The following is a 15,816-nucleotide window of genomic DNA, read 5'->3' as shown; positions in this document are numbered from 1 at the left end:
CGCCCGGAAGCCATCATCGGCCGGCCGGCCAAAACGGTTTTTGACGGCTTCAACGCCTGGGCCCTGGAAAAGGTTAAAACCGAACCGTTGAAAAAAAATCAGCTTCCGGTATGGAATCGCGTGTCGCAGGGGAAAACGACAGTGCCATCAGCCCTCAGCCGGATCGCCAGTGCCCCAGTTCTCGATAACGTAGTCCACATCCTTGTCCCCGCGGCCGCTCAGGTTGACAAGAATCGTGCCTCTCTTCATCTCGCGTGCCTTTTTTAACGCAAATGCAACCGCATGCGCACTCTCAATCGCGGGGATGATGCCCTCCAGACGGCAAAGCTTGAAAAAGACATCTTTGCATTCATCATCCGAGCAGGTTACATACTTCACCCGGCCGGCATCTTTCAGGTAACAGTGTTCAGGGCCTACTCCCGGGTAATCCAGGCCGCTGGCGCACGAGTAAACCGGTGCAGGAGAACCGTCTTCGTTCTGCAGCAGGTAGCATTTGAATCCATGAATAATGCCTTCGCGCCCATAGCTCATCGTTGCCGCATTTTCTCCAACGCCTTCGCCCCGTCCCAGGGGTTCTACACCAAACAGCTCGCAGGGATCATTTAAAAATGAAGAAAAAATGCCGATGGCATTGGAGCCGCCACCGATACAGGCGCACACCGCATCGGGAAGATACCCGGTCATCGCGTGAAACTGTTCACGGGCCTCGATTCCCACGATGTGCTGAAAATCACGCACCATGAGCGGAAACGGGTGCGGTCCCACCACCGAGCCAATGCAGTAAATCGAGTTCTCGTAGTCTGCAAGATAGGCTTCAAACGCGGAGTCGACCGCCTCTTTCAGGGTCCTGAGACCGTGGGTCACCGGCACCACTTTGGCCCCCAGCAACTTCATGCGGCTGACATTCGGCGCCTGCTTGGCAATGTCGACTTCGCCCATGTGTATTTCGCATTCCAGCCCGAAATAGGCAGCCGCCGTGGCCAGGGCTACGCCGTGCTGACCCGCACCGGTTTCGGCTATCACCCGTTTTTTACCCATGTATTTGGCAAGCAGAACTTCACCCATGCAATGATTGAGTTTATGGGCGCCCGTATGATTCAGATCCTCCCGCTTCAAATAGATCTGCGCCCCGCCGTTCTTCAGAGACAGGGTCCGCGCGTGACAAACCGGCGTCGGCCGGCCCTGAAAATGCTTGCGGATATAACGCAGTTCGGCAATGAAGGTGGCGTCGTTTTCAATATTGTGGTAGGCCTCCGTAATCTCGGCGAAGGGTTTTTCGAGCTGGGGCGGCAGAAATTTTCCGCCATACTTTCCAAAAAAACCGTTTTCATCCGGAACATTATACTGTCTGATCTCTTCAGTCATCTCTCACCTCATAGTTGTTGTTGGCACCTCGATTGAAACGAGGGCAATGGGTTTTATTGCCTGCCGTCATTTACCCGTTCCCACTATTCTCCCGGTGCGGCGGGAGCATCATGAGAAATTATTTCCGTTTGTCATTTTTCTGTCGGTACATGCGCCGATCGGCTTTTGCCATCAGTTGATCCAGGCTGCAGGGGGTTTTCGGATCATACAAAACGGTACCGATACTGATGGACAAATTCCCGATCCTTTTGCTGATAAATGTCGGCCAGATGTTTCGGTGCTATGTCATATACGGTCCGACCGATAATGTCATTTTTCCCAAGGCCGGTAAAACGCTCAAATGCGGGGTTACATCCGGTATAAACGCCCCGTGCGTCCTTATAAAAAATCGGGACCGGGACGGAATTGATCAGGTCCTGCTTTGTTTCAGAATCGTCATTCATAACGAGTACGTTGTTAAGTTATATTGGCCGGAATCCGTCCATACAGCGATGTCTGCCTTTTTCATGTGCGTCAGGTTCAGATTCCGTTCGGTAAAAGATGTCAGGCCTCTCTGCAGGATAAGATATCCTGCTTTCTTGAAGCCGAAAAAAAAGGCTCAACCAAATCGACAGGACCGGGGGCAGCCATTGATTTGTGACTATAGTAAATTGATTAATCAAAAAATCAATGTCTCTATTTTCATGCAAAAATAATCTTATCCCATGACGCTCAGTTTAACAAGCAAGAAGGAGACTCATGCTCGGAAAATTATTTTCAAATCAGGATGGAAACCGATACTTTCGGAATGCCGTTTGAGGAAACGGGCTCGATCATAATTTCGGCATAAAAAAATCAGACTTTCCCTAATATACATTTTTTGAAAACCGGATTTATGGATGAACCCCCACTGAGACCTTCTTTGCTTCATGATTTGTGATAACGATGCCTGAAACGATCAATAGCACACTGTAAAAATGGATCATGCTGATTGCTTCATTCAAAAAGAAATAGGCTGAAATGCCGCTGAAGACAGGCAGTGTGTAATAAATCATCCCCGCTTTTGAGGGGCCGATGATGCAGATGGATCTATGCCATAAAACAAAAGCGGAAAGGGATGCAAAAATTCCGACGTAAAGAATGGAGGCAACGATTGCTGTGTCGAAAACGACAGACGGCGTCGTTGCATGCTCCCAGATAAAAAACGGGAAGAGAAAAATAAGCCCCAGAATAAATGTAGCGAGCTGAAACGCTGAAATACTCAGCTGTTTCGGCTTTTGTTTTACTAAAATGCTGTAAACGGCAAATAAAATCGATGCGGCGAGCATCCAGATATCGCCAATCGCGAAGGAAATATCCAGCAGGATGGAAAGAGTCCCTTTGCTGATCAGCAGCAGAACGCCGGCGAGCACAAGGATGATACCGGCGCCTTTTTTAAAGGTGATCAATTCCTGAAATAATATTCTGGAAAAAATGACGATAAAAATCGGAGAAGAGATCGCAATCAAGGAAAGATTCATCGCTGTCGTCGTGTGAGCGGCATAAAAGATGAACATATTGAAAAGTGTAATGCCGACAAAAGCGGTGACGGACAGATACCGCAAATGCTCTCGGATCGTGCACCATTCATCGATCAGGCGTTTTGCGGCAAACGGCAAAAAGACAACGACAGCGACCACCCATCTCCAGAAAGCAAGACTGATGGGAGGGATACTTTCATTCAGGCCCCGGGCGACAATAAAATTTCCCGACCAGAGGGCGGTTGCAGCGATCGCAAAAAAATAACCGGCGAGCATGGAAGACGGGACTGATCTCTCTGGCACTTGAAAACTCCTGGACCGGATTTTCATAATCCCAGGCCTTCATTGATCAGCACTACGGTGATCCGTCCGGCGGGGAATGACTTTTCGGTAATGGCCCATGTGTTGCAGATACGATCCGGACTTTTGCAATCCGTGCAGAAGGCCGTTTTCATGCACGGCGTTTTAAATCCGGGATGCTGGATCGCATTGACAGGCGCGGCGTAAGCTTTTATCCGCCTCTTGGCGGTCTCAATATCGGAAACGATCTTGTTCCGGCCGACAAAAATGACCCCATGCTTCGGGCCGAATGTGATTCCCCCCACCCGGTTGCCGATCATATCCAGATTCACCAGCTGGCCGGTTTCGGTAACCGCATTGGAACCCGTCAGAAAAAAATCGACCAGCAGGGCCTTTCTGCGGCGTTCGATGCTTTCTTCACGGGAGATATTCGGATCAAACGTTTCTATCAGATCCATATCCGTATTGCACCTGATTTCATCTAAAACGGCTGTGGCACGAAGCGTCATGGAATCGCCCCATGCAGCGCTTTTTGCCTTGATCTCCGGCAGAATATCTTCAATGACAATCCTTTTTGCATCGGTGCGGTTATCGGCAATGCAGGCTCCGAAATTGTTGCCTTCCAGAGATTTTCTGCATTGTTCAAGCCTTTTTTTCCAATATGTTTTCATGGGCGTGTTCATGGTTTTTCGGATCCGGTTAGTTCGAGATTAATAATGTCTCACGCAAACATGCGACGCAAAAAATAAAGCGTTTCGGGCGTTGCGACTTTTTTAGGATAAATTTCATTACGGTGTGGCTTTTTACGCCCCCGTCATATGCTCCCCCTGAACCATCGGGCAGTGGCATCATGTTTAATACCATAATCCCCGCCGAAACAAGAAACAATATTTTCAGGTCTGATCAACAGCGTTGCTTTCGGAAATGATCCGGGTTGCGGAGCATCCTTCACCCTGAATTTTACTCCCTGGTTAATTTACGCTTCGGGCTCGATATCACTTCGGCCATATTTCCGTACGTGTCGCTTCGGAGTCCCGCCCGTTCCCGGCGTACGACATTGCGCGATCCGGGGAGTGTTTTATCTGCATGACTTTTTCTTCCGGGTTGATTTCCTTGAAAACCTCTGCCATAACAAATCGCATGCTGGACGTTCCCGGGAATTAAGCCTCTGTCACGATATGAAAAATCATTTGTAAGAGGAAGCCATGAACAATCTGAAAGCCTTTTTCGGGCCAATGAAACCTTCTTTTCTCGTTCTGACCCCTGCCTGCGTACTCCTGGGCCTGGGAACTGCTGTCTGGAGGTCATCCCAGTCTGTCAGCCCCGGTTATTTTCTTCTGGTATTGGTCGGGGCGACATGTGCTCATATCAGCGTCAATGCCTTCAACGAATATTATGATTTCAAGAGCGGTCTGGACCTTGTCACCCAAAGAACCCCTTTCAGCGGGGGAAGCGGCGCTTTGCCCCAGCGGCCTGACATGGCGGGAATGGCCTTTATTACCGCATGGACGAGCCTCGCAATTACCGCATTGATCGGATTTTACTTTGTGGCAGTCAGGGGAATTGCTCTGCTACCGCTGGGCATTACAGGTCTGGTGGTCGTTTTTACCTATACCAATTGGGTGACCCGCCATCCGCTGTTGTGCCTGATCATCCCCGGCCTCGGCTTCGGACCCCTGATGGTGGTGGGCACGGATTTTGTTCTGACCGGCCAATACTCCTTTACAGCCTTTGTCGCGTCTCTGGTTCCATTTTTTCTGGTCAATGATCTGCTGCTGCTCAACCAGTTTCCGGACCTGGAGGCGGACAGGAGCGTCGGCAGAAAACATCTGCTGGTTACCACGGGAAAGCGCAAAAGCGCCTTTATCTATATCGTTATGCTGGTTTTGGCGTACGTGGTGATCGGCCTTGGGGTATACACGCACCAGATGCCGCCGGCCAGCCTTATCGCATTTCTGACCTTAGGCTTTGCCTTACCGGTAATAAAGGGGGTCTGGCAACATGCCGAAAATCCCGAAAGCCTGCTGCCTTATCTGGGCATGAATGTTGCCATCAATATCCTGACGCCGGTGCTGATCGCAGCCGGCATGTTGATCGGATAAAACTGCATCGGGCCCCCTGAAGGCTCGATCAGCTCACCGGGGATGGAGAAGTCGTTTACGGAGAAGGTTTTTATTTATTCCACGAAAACAGGGCCGCTCCCGCAGCCAGGCAGATCGCGGTGATCACCAGCAGCGCGCTCATCTCAACACCGACATCCATGAGACCGGCGCCGTCGTTCATGATTTTCCGGATCGCCCGGAGCATGTGGGTCAGGGGAAATGCCTGCGAGAAGGCTTTGATCCACTCCGGGGCGCCCTCCATGGAAAACCACACTTCAGAAAGAAACATCATGGGCCAGGTGATAAAATTAAGAATGCCGCTGGTAAATTCCTCGCTCGTTCCCCGGGATGCCAGCAGCAGCCCAACGGACGTAAGGCTCAGGCCACCCAGAAAGAACAGGATCAGCAGATTCAGGTACGAGCCTTCCACGTGAAAGGAGAAGATCGCATCGCAGCCGATCCAGACGATGATCAGTGTTACCATCAGCACGAAAATGCGTGACAGCATCTGGGCGGTCAGGTACTCAAGGGCGGTCAGGGGGGTAGCCTTGAGGCGCTTTAGCACCCCGGTTTTCCGGTAACGCACCACCACATAGCCTACGCCCCAGAGTGCGCTGAACATCATGTTCATGGCTAAAATGCCCGGAAACAGCCAGTCGATGTAGCGGATCGCCGCGCCCTGAATCTGTTTTTTTTCGGCCATGGCGGCGATTGCGTCCGGCGCCAGGGCGGCGGTAAACATCTTTTCCGCAATGTAGCCGTTCGGGGAGGTGTCGTTGATCCAGTACTGCCAGGGGCAGTCGCCGGCTTTGATGAGAAAATCAATTTTATGATGCCGGAGTTTTTCAAGCCCTTCGTTCAGGGCGGCAAATCCGATGAACTTGATATAGCGCGTCTGTTTGAACGCCGGCGGGATGTCCACCTGCCCGATGGAAACAGCCGCCGGATTCCAGGGGAAAATGCCGACTTTGAATTCACTGCCATCCTTTCCGCCGAAAATGATGCCAAAGCCCACCACGATCAGAAACGGAAACAGCAGATTCCAGCCGAATGCAGACCGATCCCGGAAAAATTCCCGGTTCCGCGCCTGAAATATCACCCACATACGCTTAAAGTTCATAAGTATCCAGTCGAGAGTCGAAAAAATAGTCGTGAGTCGTGAGTCGAAAACGGTCGTAAGGCGAGAGTCAACAACTGTCGAGAGTCAAGAGCGTCGTGAACCCATTTATAAACCCAGCTGCCCTCTGACCCCCTGTCTTCCGATTTCTGTCCTCCGACCTCTGACCTCTGTCTTTTGCCTACTGCTTACATCCTACTCCCTACTGCCCTTAACCCTCTGCCTACTCGCTACTGATCCCTTACTCAGTCCTCAGCACTCAGCACTCAGTCCTATTTTTTTACTCCCTGATCTTCCGCCCGGTAAGGTTCAAAAACACATTTTCCAGATTGGGCGTTCGGATGATCATGCCCTTCAGATCGATCCCCAGGCTCAGGATTTCCCGGATGCAGGCGTTGATATCACTGGTCTGGATTTCAATGGTATTTCGAAGCTCCCGGTAGTTGAAGGATTCACAGCTCATCGGAACAGTAATGTTCTGCTTGGGAATAATCAGGGTGGCGCCGCCGCAGTAGGTTCTGATCAGCGCTTCCGGGGTCCCCCGGGCAATGATTTTCCCGTGATCCATGATGGCGACATCATCACACAGGACCTGGGCCTCCTCCATGTAGTGAGTCGTCAGGATGATGGTCTTGCCGCCGGCCTTGATATTTTGAATGATTTCCCACAGGTTCTGGCGGGCCTGCGGGTCAAGCCCGGTGGAAGGCTCATCCAGGAACATGAGTTCGGGTTTGTTGACCAGCGCCAGCGCCATCATGAGCCGCTGCCGCTGTCCGCCGGATATTTTGTCGTTGTCCTGTTTCTGGATATCTCTCAGGTGGCACAGATCAATCAGTTCTTCCAGATCATGCGTGTGATGAAACAGGCGGTGAAAGGTTTCCAGGGTTTCGCGCACGGTCAGAAAGTTCAGAAGCGCGGTATGCTGAAACTGGATGCCGACTTCCTCCCGAAACGATGCGCTCCGCGGCATGCCTTTGTAGAGGATTTCGCCGGAGGTTGGCGGGGTGATATCTTCGATCACCTCGATGGTGGTGGTCTTCCCGGCCCCGTTGGGCCCCAGAAGCCCGAAACAGGTGCCCTGCTCAATGGCAAAACTCACCCCGTCCACCGCGGTAACACTGCCATAGGTTTTGACAATATTTCTGACTTCCAGGATTGGGGGCATGGGCAATAAACCTTTAAATAATCCGATAATTGGGAACTGATAAAAAATCTTACCTTATTATATTGGAGGATGCAAAAAATTCTACGGCGAAATTGAAAAAATATCTCACGCAAAGGCGCGAAGACGCAAAAAAAGCAGTTTCACCGCCCGCTTCGTTTGAGGCGCAAAGAACGCGGAGGGGGGATTATAATTTGTGGTGTTTGAAACGGGAAGATTCATCAGGAAAAAGAGAGTATGCAGCAGGCAGAGGACTGGGGACTGAGGGTAAAGGGTAAAGGGTAAAGGGTAAAGGGTAGAGGGTGGTGGGCGGAAGACAGGGGGCAGGGAGTACGCAGCAAATATGGAGACTTTTACTGGTTGAACGGGAAATCGGTTATCTGTTCGAAACTGGAAGATTGACCAGGGGAAAGAGAGTATGCAGGACAATGGATAAAACGCTGTTCGTTATGCCAAACACTTTGGAGTTACACGAAATTGATGGCAGCAGAAACCCCGATAGGGGGTTGAGTCGTATAGCCGGTGGTTTTAACCACCGGGTGAATTAATCATATAGGGATGAGTCCTGAAAGGACGACGTTAAAGAGCACGTTAAGCAATCGAAAGTATCATGTTATTTTAGGTTAAGGTGCACTCAAAAAGAGTTCAAATAGTAATTTATACCTTGACAATTATTCCTTTTTGGTAAACCAATAGTTGGCTCTTCCCCCGGATATTGGAAACATGCGCTGAACTCCTTCTCTACAAAAAAGCCATCGAGACAGGGATACTTATGCCGACATGATTCAACAGCCAGATACAGAAAACAGACCCAAACTTCTCAATCAGGTAAGATACGCCATACGTGCCAAACATTACAGTATCCGAACAGAAGACGCTTATGTCCAATGGATACGAAGATACATCCTGTTTCATAACAAACGGCACCCACGGGACATGGGGTCAACGGAAATAAACCAGTTTCTGACGCACCTTGCCGTAAAGGGGAATGTCGCGGCATCGACCCAGAACCAGGCTCTGAGTGCGCTTTTATTTCTTTATAAGGAAATTCTTCACCAGGATACAGGATCGATGAAGTCCATGATACGCGCGAAAAAGCCTGATAGACTTCCGGTCGTTTTTTCCAGAGAAGAGGTTAGAGACGTAATGTACCAACTGGTCGGTATGAAATGGATCATGGCTAATCTCCTGTATGGTTCCGGGCTTCGCCTTATGGAATGTATCCGATTGAGGGTCAAGGATGTTGATTTTTCATATAACCAGATCATCGTAAGGTGCGGCATGCCCCATCGTTGCAAAAGTCGAGAATGCTGTAGCTCCAAGGCGACCAGGGGTGAAGCTGTAGTCTGTTACCGCGAGCCCCTGGCAACGCAGGAGATGCAGTATTCTCGGCTTTCCTGGAAGGTAAACAAAATGATAATTTTAATAAAAGGCAACTTCTCTATTAGTTGTTTTCATCTATATGTAATTATTGATTAATTTTATACATTATCATTTTGTTTATGCAACGATGGGGTAAAGGGAATAAGGATCGGGTCACAATGCTGCCGCAGAAGGTCAAGGCACCATTGGAGAAGTATTTGAAAACGGTAAAAAAAGCACATGACCGGGATCTGAGTGAGGGCTATGGAAATGTTTATCTACCCTACGCTTTGGAACGTAAGTACACGAACGCAGGAACCAGCTGGGGGTGGCAATACGTTTTTCCCGCCTTGAAACGTTCTGTCGATCCCAGATCAGGCATAGAACGCCGACATCATATCGGCAGCAAGGTATTGCAACGGGCTGTAAAAGATGCGGTAAGAAAAGCTGGCATTACCAAGCCCGGTAGTTGTCATACGTTTCGCCATTCATTTGCCACGCATTTGCTTGAGGACGGCTACGATATCCGGAGCATTCAGGAGCTTTTGGGACATAAGGATGTCGCAACAACGATGATCTACACCCATGTTTTAAACAAGGGCGGTCAGGGGGTTCTCAGCCCTGCGGATCGTTTGTAATCTGTGCGGCGATGATCCGGGTATAGATATCGAAATATGACATCTATATTTTTGGAGATAATTAAAAAATTGTTTTTTAATGAACTGATTTCAATATATTTTATTAGTTTTTATAGCAGATTTGTTTGTCGGATTAGGTGTCGCTTTTTGATACATTTGCCGATTTTTTTAGGTCATCTAAAACAAAGTTATGTGTCAGAATAGAGGGCGCGTGGCGTTTGCCGGAGGGTGGTGGGATGAAGCGATTAATAGAGTTTGTTTCGGGGAACATCTTGTGGGAGATTTTAAAAATGACAACCGAAAAAATATTGGGGAATATTTCAACAACAATATCTTGCATCGTATGGGGAGGTGGTTTCCTGCTCCTTAACGGGTATTTGCTCTACGCATATTTTTTAAAAAAACCTCGCACCTATTTTGCTTTTCCGTGTACAGGAAAACTTTTTTCTCGTTTACGCATTAACAACCCTGACGATTTTCCCTCTCTTAATTTATCTGCGTTAAAAAGACATATCTCGCTAATAGTCAAAAACCCAAAATACAACTTCAATAGATTAATCCAAAGCATCACGCTGTATCGTGGTTTCGGAAATCCCGATTACGTGCTTGTGGTCGAAATACCCGATACAATTTCAACTGAAGACCAAGATGATTATAACGCACTGCTTAACCATTGGTCCGATCCTGCCTGTTTATCCTATTCTGCAAATGATAAATTTAGATTAGAAGTATATCAGAATGAGTCAACCTCAAACACAGACCCATACCTTGAAAACTGGTTCGTTTGGACAAAAAAACCAAACGAAGATGTACCGCAAGAATTAGCCTTAAAGGATCATAAATGGGCACTTTATAATTAATCCGCATAACCAGCCAGTCCACGGGACGGCAAACAGCAGCCGCCCGTGACCAGCGGCGTTAGCAAAAAAGGAACTGAATCATGTTCAGGACAGTGATAACCAAAGATGAACTCGAAGAAGCCAAGAATGACGGCGTGGATAAAATTGAGGTCGTTGGAGAATTGGCCGACAAACTCAAGAAGGCTCAGAAAGTTTCCAGAATTGGGAAAGTCGGCTTGGCAACATTGACTGGCATCCTTGGTGCTGCTGCTGTTACTGCCCCGGTGACAGGAGGGCTTTCGTTTGCTTTTGCTGCTCCAGCAGCAGCTATGACAGGCGTTGGGATGGCTGCAATAATCGCAGCATCTGCACTTGGGATCGCTTTGGTTATTGCCGTATTCAAAGACTACGAAGTGATTGAGTACTCCCGAGGCACCCTTAAGTTGCGCAGGAGGCAGTCAAATGCCTAAACTTCTCCCAGGCCCACCATACTTCTTCATCTGCATGAAGTGTGGTCATAGATTTCACCGAAGACTCAGAATTGGCCTGTGGTGCCCGAAATGCAAGACGCTGAAGGTGATGGAAGATAAGACGATCTGCAAATAGCAGCGACGCTAACCTCGGCATCCAGCGGACCGCAAAAAGCCGCGGCCGCTGATTCCGATCGTTGTGTGCCTTATAATGCAATATTATATTTTATAAAAACCCTCTTGACTTCACAGTCAAATTTATTTACTGTACAGATAAATTGCAGCGAATAATCTTTTACCTTTATGTGAAAGGAGGGTGAAAATGAATAAAATTGAAGTCGATGATGAAGTCTATGAAAAATTAGGTGAAATAGCGGTGCCTTTCAAAGAAACAACTCCGAATATGGTGATACGTCGTCTGCTAAAATTGACAGAGAAACAACCCGAAACTAGTGAGTTAACTATTGGCGGCGAGAAGATGCAGAAAACTGCAAATTTTACAGCAACGCCACAACCTCAAGCAACATCATTGCGGTCAAATATTATCGAGCAATATATTGATGAACTTAGAGCTGCTTCGTTAAAAACACATCCTGCATTCCTTACTTTTTTAATGGACAAATACAAAAATACAAAAGGAAATTATAAAACTTCTCATATTGCTGAATTTATGGAAGAAACAAATCTGAAATTATCAAATGGATTATTTCGGAACCCTTGGATGAAAGCACCATATGGTGGCGAAAAAAATGGTTTGATTAGCTGTCAGCGGACTATAGAACATTTCAAACAGACGAGAAAATTTGGATGCTGGGGTGGAAAAGATATTAAAGAAAATTGTGATTCTGTTAACGAATGTATATATCATCCTAAAAATATTGCGAAGATGAAAAACAAGTGTGATTTAAGAAACGGGGTTATCTGGAAAAGGGAATCACCTACCTCACCTTTTACGTACGGTCATAATTATTTAAAGGTCGTAAAAACACAACTTTTAAAAGGCCATTCTATTCCTTTGAAACCATTGTTGAATATAGTTTTCCCAGAAAGCAACTATAATCCCGATCTTATTGAACAGTTTAAAAAATTATTTCATTTTAATGCCGAAGAATTGAATACCTTATTTAATAAGTAACTTAGTACACAATAAAGTGGTGTGTATAAAAATAAGAATTAAGGACAATATATTATGACTCGATTGCCTGAAATTTGGTCATGCATAATACGAAATGCACCAAAAAGTTATTGGATTACTTTAGAGGAAATTTATAAATTAGTTGAGAGTAACGCCAATCTTGATGTAGAGGATTTCGAACCACAAGCCCCTTTATCTATAATTCCAAAATGGAAAAGGAATGTTAGGAATGTTCTGCAATATAGAAAAAAAACTGGTGAAATTAAATGGGATGGCAATGCCAAATATCTATTATAGAAAAAATGGTTAAATAAACATTTAACGAGTTAAACTATGAAATTTATTTCTTTTTTTAAAAAGGTATCAGGCTGGTTTCGCGTCCTAATTGTTACTTCAATAATATGGGTTATCGTTGCATTAGTAAATACAGACCCGTGGACTCGTCATTACAGGGGTAGAGGTGGCACATATAACCAGTGGGACGACTTTATTCAGTTTGGCATTTTACCCGTCGCTATCTTATGGGGTGTAATTTGGATAGTCTACGGCTTTAAGAAAAGTAGATAAAAAAATAAAATGAAAAATCTCACACAACCATCGGTTTCACCAGATCGCAGGGGGCGAATCGATTAAAAAACTTTTGGGTTATTGAAATATGTCGATATTTAGAACTCCCTTGAATCCCCTGCGCCAGGTGAACCGGGGCGTTAGCGCAATCACAGGATAACAATTATGTCATATCAAACAGCTCTCACAATCGCAGAAGTCGTTCACGATATTCATAAAAAGAAATATTTGTTGCCAGCTATCCAGCGAGAGTTCGTCTGGGATACTGATCAGATCGAAAAACTTTTTGACAGTCTAATGAGGGATTATCCAATCAATTCTTTTTTATTTTGGACTGTCTCGAAGGAAAAAGTTTTTGAATATGAATTTTATGAATTCCTGCGGGAATATCATGAAAAAAACAATACCCATAATCCTAAAGCGAATGTAACAGGGGAAGAAGAAGTTATTGCTGTTTTAGATGGTCAGCAGAGGCTTACATCCTTATACTTGGCACTGAAAGGAAGCTATGCATACAAATTGCCAAGAAAGCGTTGGGATAATGACCAAGCCTTCCCCAAACGAAAACTCTATCTTAATTTATTGCAACATTCTTCGGAAGTTGACAGAAAATTTGAATTTGTTTTTTTAACTGAAAAAGAATCAAAAGAAAATGATAAGGATAGTTTTTGGTTTCCGGTAGAAAAAATTCTAATTTTAAAAGAATCTTATGATGTAAATCAATACCTTATTGATAATGGGCTTTTTACCGAATTTGGCAAAGACAAGGCTTCATTTGCCAACAAAACCCTTTCGAAACTTCACTCCGTTATTCATTTAAAATCTACAATTAGCTACTATCTTGAAAAAAGTTCTGACTTAGATAAGGTCCTGAATATATTTATAAGAATCAATAGCGGCGGGACCATTTTAAGTTATTCAGACTTATTGCTTTCTATTGCGACAGCCCAGTGGGAAGAAAAAGATGCAAGGGAGGAAATCACAAGCTTTGTTGAAGAACTAAATAATATTGGAGATGGTTTCAATTTCAATAAAGATTTTGTCCTAAAATCATGCTTAGTTCTTTGCGGTTTTACCAATATTGCCTTTATAGTAGATAATTTTAACAAAAAAAATATGCTGAGAATTGAGTCTGATTGGGAAGAAATCACTTCAGCGTTGCGAATAGCTGTAGGTCTTGTTTCTAGTTTTGGTTATAATCGAGACACCCTTACATCAAATAATGCAATAATACCTATTGCCTATTATATCCGAAACAATGAAATTAAAGATAGTTTCATTTCCTCTTCCAAAAACACCGAAGAGAAATCTTCGATAAAAAAATGGCTTGTTCTCTCTTTAATCAAAAGAGCTTTTAGTGGTCAGCCGGATAATGTATTGAGACCTTTGAGGAAAATAATTAAAGACAATGGTGCTAATTTTCCATTGGATAAAATTATTGCCCATTTCAAGGGTACAAATAAAACCTTAATATTTTCTGACGAAGATATTGAAAATTTAACTTGGCATAAGTATGGCCAGAATTTTACGTTTTCTGTTTTAACGTTGCTTTATCCATACCTTGACTATCGAAATCAATTTCACGTTGACCATATTTTCCCCAAAAGTCTTTTCACAGCAAGCAAGTTGCGGAAAAGAGGTGTATCTGAAGACAACATTGATACATATAAGTTGTATCTAAACTATCTTGGAAACCTTCAGCTTCTTGAAGCCGTTCCCAACATAGAAAAATCAAACAAAGAATTCGACGTTTGGTTTTCTCAAATATATAAAACCGAAAAAGAAAAATCAGAGTACAGAAAAAAACATTACATTCCTGATGTAGATATTTCTTTTACAAATTTTGTCGAGTTGTTTGAAAAAAGAGAAGATCTATTGACTAAAAAATTAAAAGAAATTCTTCAAATTCAAACAGAGAAGCCCCGTATTCGTAGAAGAATAACCAAATAGCGCTAACCATGCTGCTGCAAGGGACCGCTGGAACTACGCGGCCCCTGAGCAGCGGCGTTATGTTCAAATGAAACAAATCAAATGGTAGGTGGCAATGCAACAATACAAGAACTTATTTTGAACGACCCTGTTGCCCAGTGCCCCCATCCCTTTTTCCTGCTGGCATTGGTGAAATTGTGCTTGTGAGGGAGTCAAGATGGACGATTTTGAAGACAGCTATAAAAACGCAGTTGAAGCAGGCCAGCGCAACCTTCGGGCAACTAAGCTGCTTAGCAATTGGTGTTTCCACGCCGAATTAGTAAGGTCTCCTGGTAGGGGAATGATTGAAGCTGCAACTGGTCTCCCAATCGGACACATGGGTGTCGAGTGCAAATTTTCCAAAAAAAATTCGATGCATTGTTGGTTACTGGAAGATGCAGCGTACGACTTTTACCTAAACAACTGCAAGAATTGTGAAAACCGGGCTCCTGTAGGAATTCCCAATATATTGGATTTTATTCTTCCAAGGGAAAAGGCTGCCGAACAGAGAAAAAACGCACGCGAAGAAGAAGAAAGAAACAGAAAGCAGAAACAGACCGAGAGACAGCAAGAACGGGCGAAACTTCGCCACGAACTCTCTTTGGATGAAACCTTCGTTTTCGATCTGCTGGATGAGCTTGATAAAGAAGACATACCAAGGGATGATCCGCGTCTGGAGCAACTTGCAAACCTTGCTCCTGAGACCTTCACCAGAAAGGTGATCGAGCATCTCTTGCCAGCAGTGCTGCACGAGACTTTGCCGTATTCTATACCTGCCGCAAAAGCGTTGCTCAGGGCGCCATTAGAACCTGAAGAAAAGCTCTCGGTGGCAGTACGCTTGGTGAGCAATTACGATAAATCACCTTTAGCTATCGACGTGGTTTTGACACACGCGGAAAAACTTTCTCAAAACGACCTAAAAAGGGTCCTACATCGTTTTGTGTCGATGGCCTTAGGGCCGCCCCCAGGTATGCATCTTGGTTGGGGTGAGCCAATAACCCTCGACTCTGCGCCAATTTACTCAGACGTGCATTTGGGGTCGGGCCAAGTTAAGTCGTTATAAATATTAAAAATAAGTTTAAAAATACCCCTCAAAACAGGGCTATATCGAACTTTTTGGGGCCAAAAACGGCAATATAGATATGGCGAGAGCAAAAATGGGGGGTTGGGGACGCCCATAAAATTATAACTTTAAAAATTAAGACTGCTGTGATATGAAGGTTGCATGCCACGTAAAGCACGCATCGATGCTCCCGGAGCCTTGCATCACATCATTGTTCGAGGGATTGAGC

The 15,816-nt window shown here is 45.5% G+C and carries 15 protein-coding genes; 9 read left to right on the top strand and 6 right to left on the bottom strand.

Features of this window, described 5'->3' with window-relative positions:
• Positions 1–147: 147 nt before the first annotated feature.
• The 4 genes from trpB to PHQ97_06955 form a co-directional block, all read right to left on the bottom strand.
• Positions 148–1,365, bottom strand: coding sequence for a tryptophan synthase subunit beta (trpB, locus tag PHQ97_06970; GenBank protein MDD4392476.1), 1,218 nt, complete (start codon positions 1,363–1,365; stop codon positions 148–150).
• 203 nt (positions 1,366–1,568) lie between these two features.
• On the bottom strand, positions 1,569–1,808 hold the full coding sequence (locus tag PHQ97_06965) for a PAS domain-containing protein (protein ID MDD4392475.1): 240 nt from the start codon (positions 1,806–1,808) through the stop codon (positions 1,569–1,571).
• A gap of 429 nt (positions 1,809–2,237) precedes the next feature.
• Positions 2,238–3,167, bottom strand: coding sequence for a DMT family transporter (locus PHQ97_06960; protein MDD4392474.1), 930 nt, complete (start codon positions 3,165–3,167; stop codon positions 2,238–2,240).
• 23 nt (positions 3,168–3,190) lie between these two features.
• Entirely contained in the window at positions 3,191–3,835 is a 645-nt protein-coding gene (locus PHQ97_06955; GenBank protein MDD4392473.1) for a lactate utilization protein, read from the bottom strand.
• 534 nt (positions 3,836–4,369) lie between these two features.
• Here PHQ97_06955 and PHQ97_06950 point away from each other — a divergent pair.
• The gene (locus PHQ97_06950) at positions 4,370–5,266 is read left to right on the top strand and encodes a prenyltransferase (protein MDD4392472.1); all 897 of its coding nucleotides are present in this window, start codon (positions 4,370–4,372) and stop codon (positions 5,264–5,266) included.
• Between the two features lie 70 nt (positions 5,267–5,336).
• Here PHQ97_06950 and PHQ97_06945 read toward each other — a convergent pair whose 3' ends face one another.
• Together PHQ97_06945 and PHQ97_06940 are read right to left on the bottom strand one after the other, a co-directional pair.
• Complete coding sequence (locus PHQ97_06945; GenBank protein ID MDD4392471.1) at positions 5,337–6,386, bottom strand: ABC transporter permease; 1,050 nt, start codon at positions 6,384–6,386, stop codon at positions 5,337–5,339.
• A gap of 277 nt (positions 6,387–6,663) precedes the next feature.
• Positions 6,664–7,548, bottom strand: a complete 885-nt coding sequence (locus tag PHQ97_06940) for an ABC transporter ATP-binding protein (GenBank protein ID MDD4392470.1) — start codon at positions 7,546–7,548, stop codon at positions 6,664–6,666.
• 777 nt (positions 7,549–8,325) lie between these two features.
• On the opposite strand from PHQ97_06940, the gene PHQ97_06935 reads away from it, so the two are divergent.
• From PHQ97_06935 to PHQ97_06900, 8 genes are all read left to right on the top strand, one after another.
• Positions 8,326–9,024, top strand: a complete 699-nt coding sequence (locus PHQ97_06935; protein MDD4392469.1) for a phage integrase N-terminal SAM-like domain-containing protein — start codon at positions 8,326–8,328, stop codon at positions 9,022–9,024.
• Positions 9,025–9,047: 23 nt separating this feature from the next.
• Positions 9,048–9,545, top strand: a complete 498-nt coding sequence (locus PHQ97_06930) for a tyrosine-type recombinase/integrase (protein MDD4392468.1) — start codon at positions 9,048–9,050, stop codon at positions 9,543–9,545.
• A 236-nt stretch (positions 9,546–9,781) separates the two neighbouring features.
• Complete coding sequence (locus PHQ97_06925) at positions 9,782–10,405, top strand: hypothetical protein (GenBank protein MDD4392467.1); 624 nt, start codon at positions 9,782–9,784, stop codon at positions 10,403–10,405.
• 80 nt (positions 10,406–10,485) lie between these two features.
• On the top strand, positions 10,486–10,854 hold the full coding sequence (locus PHQ97_06920) for a hypothetical protein (protein MDD4392466.1): 369 nt from the start codon (positions 10,486–10,488) through the stop codon (positions 10,852–10,854).
• Positions 10,855–11,176: 322 nt separating this feature from the next.
• On the top strand, positions 11,177–11,989 hold the full coding sequence (locus PHQ97_06915) for a hypothetical protein (protein ID MDD4392465.1): 813 nt from the start codon (positions 11,177–11,179) through the stop codon (positions 11,987–11,989).
• Between the two features lie 54 nt (positions 11,990–12,043).
• Complete coding sequence (locus PHQ97_06910) at positions 12,044–12,286, top strand: hypothetical protein (protein ID MDD4392464.1); 243 nt, start codon at positions 12,044–12,046, stop codon at positions 12,284–12,286.
• 435 nt (positions 12,287–12,721) lie between these two features.
• Positions 12,722–14,506, top strand: coding sequence for a DUF262 domain-containing protein (locus tag PHQ97_06905; protein ID MDD4392463.1), 1,785 nt, complete (start codon positions 12,722–12,724; stop codon positions 14,504–14,506).
• Between the two features lie 196 nt (positions 14,507–14,702).
• A complete protein-coding gene (locus PHQ97_06900) occupies positions 14,703–15,587 on the top strand; it encodes a hypothetical protein (protein ID MDD4392462.1) in 885 nt (294 codons plus the stop codon).
• The last annotated feature ends 229 nt before the right edge of the window (positions 15,588–15,816 follow it).

This window comes from Desulfobacterales bacterium (assembly GCA_028704555.1).
In the GTDB taxonomy this organism is placed as follows: domain Bacteria; phylum Desulfobacterota; class Desulfobacteria; order Desulfobacterales; family JAQWFD01; genus JAQWFD01.
The sequence above is the reverse complement of the archived record's forward strand: the minus strand, read 5'-3'. Positions and strand labels throughout refer to the sequence as shown.